We start from the raw sequence: 10,725 nt of genomic DNA, 5'->3' as shown, positions 1-10,725 counted from the left end.
AGCGCCGGCGGCTGGCGGGGCAGCCGCGGCGGGCGCCTTCGCGGCGGGCGCGCCCGCGGCGCCGGAGACGGCGAGCGCGGTGGCGGGAAATGCGGTGGCGATCGCGAGCGCGCCGGCCGCGACATGCCGCGGGCGCACGCGCAACTGGTGGGGTTGCGTGGGCAACGGAGTGTGACCTCCTGTGAGCCGACCACACGCCTACGGGGTTAGCTGACGGGCTCGCGGCGGCAAGACGGCCCGCGGCGCACCCGCATCAGCGTGGTGCGCTCGGCATGACGGTCGGTCGTCGCTACGGCGGCAGCAGCCGCCGATTCGCCCCCGCCGGGAAGGATTCGCACTGGCGATCCCGGCTGTGGGTCCCCCGTTCGCCCCCGTTTCGGACAGGGGCGACTCGGCAGGTCGGTTGTGGTCGGCCACGGTAGCCCCAGGCGCCAGGGTCTCTGTGCCCGATCTCACAGAACAGGCCAATCAGGTCAGAGTTCTGACCGATTTCACGGCCATTCCTGCACAAACTTCTGAAGAACTGATCGAACCTGATGCGTTGCGCGGCCGTCGCCGAAGGGCCAGAATGGCGTCCGTGGCCAACCGCGACCGCCTGACGGGGCTCGACTCCTCGTTCCTCCACCTCGAGCACGACTCCGCGACCCACATGCACGTCGCATCGTGCATGGTGTTCGAGGGGCCGCCGCCGACCCACGACGAGTTGGTCGCGCATGTCGAGGCGCGCCTGCACCTGGTGCCGCGATATCGCCAGCGGCTCGCGTTCGTGCCGCTCTCCCAAGGCCGCCCGGTGTGGGTCGACGATCCCCACTTCAACACGCGGTACCACGTCCAGCACCACGCGCTCCCCTCGCCCGGCGGCGAGGAGGAGCTGAAGCAGCTCGCCGGCCGCGCCTTCTCGCAGCAGCTCGACCGCAACAAGCCGTTGTGGGAGCTGTGGCTCGTCGAAGGGCTCGCCGACGGCCGCTTCGCGCTGCTCGGCAAGACCCACCACGCGCTCGTCGACGGGATCTCCGGCGTCGACATCACGACCGTCCTGTTCGACCTCACGCCCGAGCCGACGCCGACGCCCGCGCCCGACGCGCCGTGGGTGCCGCGGCCGCTGCCGACCAACGCGCAGCTGCTCGCCGACGCGCTGCTGGAGCGCACGACCGTCCCGGGCGAGATCGCGCGCGGCATGCGCGCCTCCCTGCGCGCCCCGCGACGGGTCTTGAGAAAGGTCGTCGGCGACCTCTCCGCGGTCGGCTCCTTCACGCTCCCGGGCGTCCGCGGCGCGCCGCCGAGCCCGCTCAACGTACGGATCGGCCCGCACCGCCGCTTCACCTGGAGCGACGCCGAGCTGTCGCGCGTGAAGGCGATCAAGGACGCGCTCGGCGGGACCGTCAACGACGTCGTGCTGGCGACCGTCGCCGGCGGCCTCGGCCGCTACCTGCGCGCCCACGGCCATCCGACGATCGACCTCGTGCTGCGCGCGATGATCCCCGTCTCGGTGCGCGCCGACGCCGAGCGCGGCGCGCTCGGCAACCAGGTCGCCGCGATCTGGGCCGGGCTGCCGGTCGGCGTGACCGACCCGCTGGAGCGGCTGGAGCTGGTCAAGCGCGAGATGGAGGGGCTGAAGGAGTCGGGCCAGGCGGTCGGCGCGCGCGTGCTGACGGAGCTGACCGGCTTCGCGCCGCCGACGGTGATGGCGCAGGCGGCGCGGCTGCAGGCCCACCAGCGCTTCTTCAACCTCGTCGTCACGAACGTCCCCGGCCCGCAGCTGCCGCTGTACGTGCTCGGCCGCCGGATGCAGGCGATCTACCCGATGGTGCCGCTGGCGCAGAACCAAGCGCTCGGGATCGCGATCATGAGCTACGACGGCCGCATCTCGTTCGGCCTCAACGCAGACTTCGACGCGCTGCCCGATCTCGAGCTGCTCGCCGGGCAGCTGTCGGAGGCGCTCGAGGAGCTGGCCGTGGCCGCCGGGCTGCCGCCGCTCGACACGCCCCGCAGACGCCGCAACGGCCGGCCGAGCAGAAGAGCCGGCGAGAAGGCACGCGCCGCTGCCGGCCGCGCCGCGCGATAGCGTCTCCCGCGATGACCGCCGACCAGCCCGCCCAGCCGTCGCATCGCGGCCTGCGCCGACTCGGCGGCGGCCTGCTCGCCGTCGCGATCGGCCTCGGCGCCGTCGTGCTGCTGGTGATGTTCCTCAACTCGCGCGACAACGCGCACGTCGACCAGGGCACGACCGCGCAGCCGGGCGTCGCCTTCGCCACGCCGCGGGACTACCTCGGCAGCGAGCAGGTGAGACTGCTGCGCGCCGGCGACGTCTTCGTCGTCTACGGCGGCGCGAGAGCGCCGCCGGCGCTGGTCGCGCTGCGGGAGAGACTGTCCGGCCCGCCCGACCCCGCGATCGAGGCCGCCGGCCAGGCCGTGATCCTGACGCGCAGAGCGGGGACCGACGGCGTCGTCGCGCTCGGCGGCGAGCGGATCCTCAGAACGGCCGACCCGGCCGACCCGGCGCTGGAGCAGTTCGCGTCGCAGCTGCTCGGCGGCGGCACCGAGTAGAGCGTCGGCCGCCGTCTCGGCGGGACGCGATGGCATGATGAGCCCATGCCAACAGGTCCCCTTCGCCTCGCGCTCTGCCAGCTGAACGCCACGGTCGGCGACATCGCCGGCAACGAGCGCAAGATCGTCGACGGCATCGCCGCCGCGCGCGGCCAGCAGGCGCAGCTCGTGCTCTTCCCCGAGCTGGCGCTGACCGGCTACCCGCCGGAGGACCTGCTGCTGAAGGAGCATTTCCTCAGCGACGCGCGCGCGGCGCTGGAGCGGATCGCCGCGGAGGCGACCGGGATCGTCGCGCTCGTCGGCTTCCCCGAGCGCGGCGACGACGTCTACAACGCGCTCGCGGTGCTCGCCGACGGCAAGGTGCAGGCGATCTACCGCAAGCTCTACCTGCCCAACTACGGCGTCTTCGACGAGCAGCGCTACTTCGCCGCCGGCGACGGCGGCGCGCTGATCGACGTCGGCGGCGTGAAGATCGGGCTGACGATCTGCGAGGACATCTGGGAGGCCGGCCCGCCGGCCTCCGACGAGGCGTACGCCGGCGCGTCGGTGATCGTCAACCTCAGCGCCTCGCCCTACCACGCCGGCAAGGGCGCCGAGCGCGAGCGGATGCTGATCCAGCGCGCGCGCGACACGATGTGCGTCGTCGCCTTCTGCGGCCTCGTCGGCGGCCAGGACGAGCTGGTCTTCGACGGCCACTCGCTCGTGCTCGACCACCGCGGCGAGGTCGTCGCGCGCGCCGGCCAGTTCACCGAGGAGCTGCTGGTCGCGACGATCGACCCGCTCGCGCCGCGCACCTACCGCCTGCGCGACGCGCGCCTGCGCGCCGCCGGCAGGAACGCGAGAGCGGTGCCGACGATCGCGACGCTGGAGCTGCCGCCCGCGGCGGCGCCGGACGAGCAGCTGCGCACCGGCGGCCCGGTCGCGCCGATGCTCGACGAGACGGCCGAGGTCTATGCCGCGCTCGTCGCCGGCCTGCGCGACTACGTCGGCAAGAACGGCTTCAGACGGGTCGTGCTCGGCCTCTCCGGCGGTGTCGACTCGGCGCTGGTGGCGGCGATCGCGGTCGACGCGCTCGGCCCCGACGGCGTCGCCGTCGCGGTGATGCCCTCCCCCTACTCCTCCAGCGAGACGCAGGAGGACGCCCGGCAGCTCGCGCGCAACCTCGGCGTCGAGCTGTTCGAGTTCGACATCGCGCCGACGATGGAGGCGTACGAGCGCACGCTCGCCGAGCCGTTCGCCGGCCGCGACCCGGACCTGACCGAGGAGAACCTGCAGGCGCGCATCCGCGGCAACCTGCTGATGGCGCTCTCCAACAAGTTCGGCTGGCTCGTGCTGGCGACGGGCAACAAGTCGGAGATGTCGGTCGGCTACTCGACCCTCTACGGCGACCTCGCGGGCGGCTTCGCCGTCATCAAGGACTGCCCGAAGACGCGCGTCTACGCGCTCACACGCCACCGCAACGAGGTCGCGATCGCCGACAGCGGCGAGCCGCTGATACCGCCGGCGATCATCGAGCGCGCGCCGAGCGCCGAGCTGCGGCCGGATCAGAAGGACGAGGACTCGCTGCCGCCCTACGCCGTCCTCGACCCGATCCTCGACGGCTACGTCGAGCAGGACCTCGGCCGCGAGCAGCTGATCCAGCGCGGCTTCAAGCCCGAGGACATCGACCACGTGATCAAGCTCGTCGACCGCGCCGAGTACAAGCGCCGCCAGGCGCCGCCCGGGATCAAGATCACCGGCCGCGCCTTCGGCCGCGACCGCCGCGTCCCGATCACCAACCGCTATCTCGGCTGAAAGCTGACAATCGCTGGCGATCGCGTTACACGGTCGCTTGCGTTTTCTTCCGGTGCATGGGTAGGTTCGTTTCGACCTAATCGATCATCGGCGCGCACAGATGTACGGGGAGTGCGCCGTGGCGTAGGAGGAGAGAACGAATGCATGCACCGGTTCGCCGGCCCCTGGGCCGGCGCCGAACGTCGCTGGGCGCACGCGCCGGCGGCTCGGCCGGACGCGCCGGCGGCCTCGCCGCGACGGCCGCGCTCGCGTTTGCCGTCAGCGCGCTCGCCGCGCCGGCCGCCCAAGCGCGGCAGCTGTCGGTCGACCACCTCACCGTCGACCGCATGCAGGCGCCGCTCGGGCTCGGCACGACCGACCCGAACCTCGGCTGGCGCCTTGACGGCGACGGCCGCGGCCGCGCGCAGTCGGCCTACCGCGTGCTGCTCGCCGGCAGCGCGAGCGCGCTCGCGAACGGCAGCGGCGACGTGTGGGACAGCGGCCGCGTGCAGAGCGGCGCCTCGGCCAACGTCGACTACCGCGGACCCGCGCTCAGAACGGCGACGAGGTACCACTGGAAGGTGCAGGTGTGGGACGAGCGCGGGCGCGCGTCGGACTGGTCCGCCCCGGCGACCTTCCAAACCGGTCTGCTGAACGCCGCCGACTGGGACGCCTCCTGGATCGCCGCGCCGGCCGACACGCTCGACTTCAGAGGCGCGAGCTGGATCTGGTTCGACGAGAACGACCCCGTCGGCGGCGTGCCGGCCGTCACGCGCTGGCTGCGCGGCACGGTCACGCTCGACAGCGCGCCGATCGCCTCCGGCCGCCTCATCTTCACCGCTGACGACGAGGCGGCCGTCTACGTCAACGGCACGCTCGTCGCCGACACGCACGAGCTGCGCGAGGGCGACCGCGACGCGTGGCAGAAGGCGCAGTCGATCGACGTCGCCAGACACCTCAGAGCGGGCGCCAACACGATCGCGGTGCAGGCGAGAAACCGCCTCACGCAGGAGAACGGCACGCCATCCCCGACCGGCTTCCTCGGCCGGCTGCGCGTCACCTACGACGGCGGCGCGCCTGCCACGACGCTCAGCACCGGCGCCGGCTGGAAGGCGCACGACAGCGAGGTCGCCGGCTGGCAGACACAGGCGTTCGACGACTCCGGCTGGAGAGCGGCGCGCGTCGCCGCGCCGTACGGCCAGGGCCCGTGGGCCTCCAACGTCGTGCTGCCCGGCGGCACCTCGCCCTACCTGCGGCGCGAGTTCAGCGCGACGAGAGCGATCGCGAGCGCCCGCCTCGACGTCTCCGCGCTCGGCATCTACGAGCTGCGGATCAACGGCAGACGCGTCGGCGACGAGCTGCTGGCACCCGGCTGGACCGAGTACGACGCGCACGTCCCGGCGCAGACCTACGACGTCACCGGCCTCGTGCGGCCCGGTGCCAACGCGCTCGGCGCGCTGCTCGGTGAGGGCTGGTACGCCGGCCGCCTGCAGGGCGGTCGCAGATGGGGCACGACGCCGGCGCTGCTGGCGCAGCTGGAGATCACCTACGTCGATGGCACGCGCGAGCGGATCGTCACCGACGACAGCTGGCGGGCCGGCAGCGGCGGCGTGCAGGCGTCGGGGATCTACGACGGCGAGAGCTTCGACGCCCGCGCCGAGCAGCCCGGCTGGGACCGACCGAGCTTCAGCGGCGGCTGGCCGAACGCGGTCAGACGCAGCGAGAGAACGACCGTCTTCCCCGCCCAGGCGCCGCCGATCCGGGTCACGAAGACGCTCAGACCGGTCGCGGTCACGCAGCCGGCGCCGGGGACCTACATCTTCGACATGGGCCAGAACTTCGCCGGCTGGGCGCGCCTTCACGTGACCGGCGAGGCCGGCAGAAGAGTCCGCCTGCGCTTCGGCGAGGTGCTGGAAGACGACGGCACGCTCTACCGCGCGCACCTGCGCGGCGCCCAGCAGACCGACACCTACACGCTCTCCGGCGATCCGGCCGGCGAGACGTGGGAGCCGCGCTTCACCTACCACGGCTTCCGCTACGTCGAGGTGACCGGCTATCCCGGCGTGCCGTCGCTCGACGCCATCGACGGCCGCGTCGTCACGACCGACGCGCCGAGATACGGCAGCTTCGGCACCTCGGACGCGCTCGTCGACCGGATCCAGCAGAACATCCTCTGGGGCCAGTGGAGCAACTTCATGACGGTCCCGACCGACGCCTCGCAGCGCGACGAGCGGCTCGGCTGGACCGGCGACATCCAGGCGTTCGCCTCGACCGCCGCGTTCAACGGCGACTACGCCAACTACCTCGACCAGTGGCTGCTGACGCTGCGCGACAGCCAGGGCGCCAACGGCGCCTACCCCGACGTCGCGCCGCGCACCTGCTGCGGCGAGGGCACCGCCGGCTGGGGCGACGCCGGCACGGTCGTTCCGTGGGAGCTGTACGAGCACTACGGCGACGCGCGCGTGCTGGCCGACAGCTACGACTCGATGGTGCGCTGGATCGACTACCTGCGCGCGAACTCCAACGGCCTGATCCGGCCGGACGCCGGCTACGGCGACTGGCTCGCGAATGCCGACACGCCGAAGGACCTGATCGGGACCGCCTTCTTCGGCTACTCGACCGAGCTTGTGCGCAGAGCGGCGCTCGTGCTCGGCAAGGAGGACGACGCGGCGCAGCTCAGAGCGCTCCACGACCAGATCGCCGACGCCTTCGCGAGACGCTGGGTCCGCGCCGACGGCCGCGTCGGCAGCGGCAGCCAGACCTCGTACGCGCTCGCGCTGCACTTCGGCCTCGTGCCGGAGGCGACGCGCGCGGCGGCGGCCGCGAGACTGGCCGCCAACGTCGAGGCGCGCGACGGCCACCTCTCGACCGGCTTCCTCGGGACGCCGTTCCTGCTGTCGGTGCTCGCCGACTCCGGCCGCGGCGACCTCGCGTACCGGATCCTCGAACAGCGCACGTGGCCGTCGTGGGGCTACATGATCGGCAACGGCGCGACGACGATCTGGGAGCGCTGGGACGGCATCAGAGTCGACGGCGGCTTCCAGGACCCGGGCATGAACTCGTTCAACCACTACGGGCTCGGCTCGATCGGCGACTGGCTCTACGGCGCCGTCGGCGGGATCGCGCCCGACCCGGACGCGCCGGGCTACCGCCGCATCGTCGTGCGCCCGACGCCGGGCGGCACGCTGACCGACGCAAACGCGAGCGTCGAGAGCGACTACGGGCAGGCGCGCAGCGCCTGGTCGCGCGACGGCCGGCGCATGCGGCTCGACGTCGAGGTGCCGGTCAACGCCGTCGCCGAGGTCCACGTCCCGCGGGCGGTCGGCCAAGAGGTCCGCGAGGCCGGCGAAGTCCCCTCGCAGCGCGAGGGCGTCAGATTCCTCCGCAGCGAACCCGACGCGCTCGTCTACGAGGTCGGCTCCGGCAGCTACCGCTTCATCGCCGCCGACCCCGGGCCGGGCGGCAGAGAGCCGGGCGAGCCGAGAGAGCCGCCGAGAAGAGGCGGCAGAGACAGAACGGCGCCGCGGATCGACGGCGCGAAGGTCTCGCCCACGCGTGTGGTCGCCGGCCGCCGCGCGACGCTGCGCTACACGGTCAGCGAGCCGGCGCGGGTGCGGATCGCGCTGCAGCAGCGGCGCGAGCGCGGCCGCGGCTGGCGCGAGCTGCGCACCAGCACCGTCACCGCGCGCAGCGGGCGCAACAGCTGGACGGTCCCGACGCGACGGCTGCAGCGCGGCGCCCACTGGCTCGTGCTGGTCGCGACCGACAGCGCCGGCAACCGCTCGCGCGAGCGCGCCGCCGGCTTCACCGTGACGCTGAAGAAGAAGCGCTGAGAACGCAAGAAGCCGCCTCTTCGGAGGCGGCTTCTACGCGGGGGGGCAGGTCTGGGGCGGGAGGCGCTGACGGTGCGCCTCCCGCCCGGTTTCCTGGCCGGGAGATCGGCGCCAGCCGATCTCCCAATGCAATCGGCGCCAGCCGATTGCACGCTCGCAACCAGGAGGCTTGGGCTACGCCGCGACGGGCGCCAGCAGGTCGGCGATCTTGACGTCGCCAGCCTGCGTGTTGAGGCCGGCGGCGAGCCGGGGATCGCTCTCCAGCGCCGCCTCGACGCCCTTGTCGGCAAGCGCGCGGACGTACGGCATCGTCGCGTTCGTGAGCGCGCGCGTCGAGGTCGCGGGGACGGCGCCGGGCATGTTCGCGACGCAGTAGTGGAGGATCCCGTCGACGACATAGGTCGGCTCGCCGTGCGTCGTCGGTCTCGACGTCTCAGCGCAGCCGCCCTGGTCGATCGCCACGTCGACGATCACCGCGCGCTCGCGCATCTTCGACAGCAGCTCGCGCGTGATCAGCTTCGGCGCCGCGGCGCCCGGGATCAGGACCGCGCCGATCACGACGTCGGCGTTGGAGACCTCTTCCTCCAGCGACAGCGGGTCGCTCATGACGACGCGGATGCGGCCGTCGAAGCGGTCCTCCAGCTCGCGCAGGCGGCGCGGGCTGCGCTCGAGGATCGTCACCTCGGCGCCCATGCCGGCCGCGACGCGGGCGGCGTTGAAGCCGACGACGCCGCCGCCGATCACGACGACGCGCGCCGGCGCGACGCCGGGGACGCCGCCGATCAGCACGCCGCGCCCGCCGAGCGGGTGCTGGAGGAAGTAGGCGCCGGCCTGGCCGGCGAGGCGGCCTGCGACCTCGGACATCGGTGCCAGCAGCGGCAGCGAGCCGTCGGTCTCGGTGACGGTCTCGTAGGCGATGCCGGTCGTGCGGGCGGAGACGAGCGCGTCGGTCAGCGCCGGCTCGGCGGCGAGGTGGAGGTACGTGAAGAGCGCGGTCTCCTCGCTCAGCAGCGGGTACTCGGCGGCGATCGGCTCCTTCACCTTCACGAGCAGCTCGGCGTCGCCCCAGACGGTGGCGGCGTCGCCGATCAGCTGCGCGCCGGCGGTGGCGTAGGCGTCGTCGGCGAAGCCGGAGCCGACGCCGGCGCCGGCCTCGACCAGCACCTCATGACCTGCTCCGACCAGCTCGGCCGCACCGGCCGGGGTCAGCGCGACGCGCCGCTCAGCGGGCTTGATCTCCTTCACGACGCCAACGCGCATCTGTCCAGCTCCTCGAAGTCCGTGCCCCGCCGCCAGCCGACGGGCGCATTCGATGCACGCAAGCGTCTCGCGCGGCGAGCCTCAGATCACCCCGACGGAACGTCGCACGTACCGGCAGACCGCAAGACGTTCTGTCGCAGCACTGCTGTGCGAAGCTTGCGGCTGCGATGACCGTCGACCTCCCCCCTCGCATCACCGTCGCGCAGGCGCTCGCGCTGCCGCCCGTGCAGCGCGGCCTGCCGCTCGTCGTCGCCGGCGAGCGCAACCTCGACCGGCCGATCCGCTGGGTGCACGCGGGCGAGGTCTCCTACATCGCGTCGGTGCTGCTCGGCGGCGAGCTGCTGCTGACGACCGGGATGGGGATCGGACGCAGAGCGGCCGACCAGCGCCGTTTCGTGCAGGAGCTCGACGAGGCTGGCGCGGCGGCGCTGTTCGTCGAGCTGGGCGGCGCGCTCGACGACCTGCCGCCGGCGCTCGTGCGCGAGGCCGAGCGGCGCGGGCTGCCGCTCGTCGCCTTCCGCCGCGACGTCAGATTCATCCCGGTCACCGAGGCGATTCACACCGAGCTGGTCAACGGCCGCTATGCGGTGCTGCAGCGCTGCGACGAGATCCACGGCCAGCTGACGCAGGTCGTGCTCGACGGCGGCGGCATCCCGGAGGTGCTGCGCGTGCTGGCCGAGACGTTCGCGACGCCGGTCGTGCTGGAGGCGGCGAGCGGTCGCGTGCTCGCCCACGCCGTTCCCGGCGGCGACGAGCAGGGGGACGAGGCGCTCGACGCGTGGGCGACGTCGCGTGGGCGAGGCGCCTGGCAGGCAGGCCTCTCCGCCCCCGTCCCGCTCGGCCACGGCGCGCCGGGGCGGCTCGTCGTGCTGCCGGTCTCCGCCCCGCTCGACGAGCTGGCGCGGCTGGTGCTCGACCGCGCCGCCGGCCTCGTCGCGCTGTCGCTGCTGCGCAGCCGCCAGGAGGAGGAGCTGGTCGCGCGCGAGCGCGGCAGCTTCCTGCTGGCGCTCACCAGCGGCCGCCTGAGCGCGACCGCCGCGCGCCGTCAGGCGCAGCTGATCGGCTTTGCGCCCGCGTCAGGCCAGCTGCTGCCGCTGGCGGCAGAGACGCAGGCGGAGGTCGAGCCGGCCGAGTGGAGCCTCGTGCTGCGCGACGCGCAGGTCGAGCTGGAGGGCCGCGGCACGCCGGCGCTCGTCGGCCAGCGCGAGCGCGCCGGCACGCTGCTGGCGCTGGTGGCGCTGCACGGCGGCGGCGAGCGCGAGCGGACCGCCGAGCTGGCCGCCGCCGCGCTGCGAACGGCGGTCGCGCGGCG

6 protein-coding genes are annotated in these 10,725 nt (G+C 73.4%); 5 read left to right on the top strand and 1 reads right to left on the bottom strand.

Annotation, left to right across the window (positions count from 1 at the left end; translation table 11 throughout):
* The first annotated feature begins 568 nt into the window (after positions 1-568).
* The 4 genes from R7226_RS29825 to R7226_RS29810 all read left to right on the top strand — a co-directional run bounded on the left by R7226_RS29825 (position 569) and on the right by R7226_RS29810 (position 8,153).
* Positions 569-2,065 (top strand): WS/DGAT/MGAT family O-acyltransferase, encoded by a 1,497-nt coding sequence (locus tag R7226_RS29825; RefSeq protein WP_318601125.1) that lies wholly within the window; start codon positions 569-571, stop codon positions 2,063-2,065.
* A gap of 11 nt (positions 2,066-2,076) precedes the next feature.
* Positions 2,077-2,547 (top strand): hypothetical protein, encoded by a 471-nt coding sequence (locus tag R7226_RS29820; RefSeq protein WP_318601124.1) that lies wholly within the window; start codon positions 2,077-2,079, stop codon positions 2,545-2,547.
* A gap of 45 nt (positions 2,548-2,592) precedes the next feature.
* The gene (locus tag R7226_RS29815; protein ID WP_318601122.1) at positions 2,593-4,341 is read left to right on the top strand and encodes an NAD+ synthase; all 1,749 of its coding nucleotides are present in this window, start codon (positions 2,593-2,595) and stop codon (positions 4,339-4,341) included.
* 140 nt (positions 4,342-4,481) lie between these two features.
* Entirely contained in the window at positions 4,482-8,153 is a 3,672-nt protein-coding gene (locus tag R7226_RS29810; RefSeq protein WP_318601120.1) for a family 78 glycoside hydrolase catalytic domain, read from the top strand.
* A gap of 174 nt (positions 8,154-8,327) precedes the next feature.
* On the opposite strand, the gene ald is transcribed toward R7226_RS29810, so the two are convergent.
* Positions 8,328-9,413, bottom strand: coding sequence for an alanine dehydrogenase (gene ald, locus R7226_RS29805; RefSeq protein ID WP_318601119.1), 1,086 nt, complete (start codon positions 9,411-9,413; stop codon positions 8,328-8,330).
* Positions 9,414-9,580: 167 nt separating this feature from the next.
* Between ald and R7226_RS29800 the strand changes: the two genes are divergently transcribed.
* The coding region (locus tag R7226_RS29800; protein WP_318601118.1) for a PucR family transcriptional regulator ligand-binding domain-containing protein at positions 9,581-10,725 on the top strand (1,145 nt) is incomplete at its 3' end.

The organism is Conexibacter stalactiti (assembly GCF_033542075.1).
Taxonomy (GTDB): domain Bacteria; phylum Actinomycetota; class Thermoleophilia; order Solirubrobacterales; family Solirubrobacteraceae; genus Conexibacter; species Conexibacter stalactiti.
This window is presented reverse-complemented; position numbering and strand designations above follow the sequence as displayed.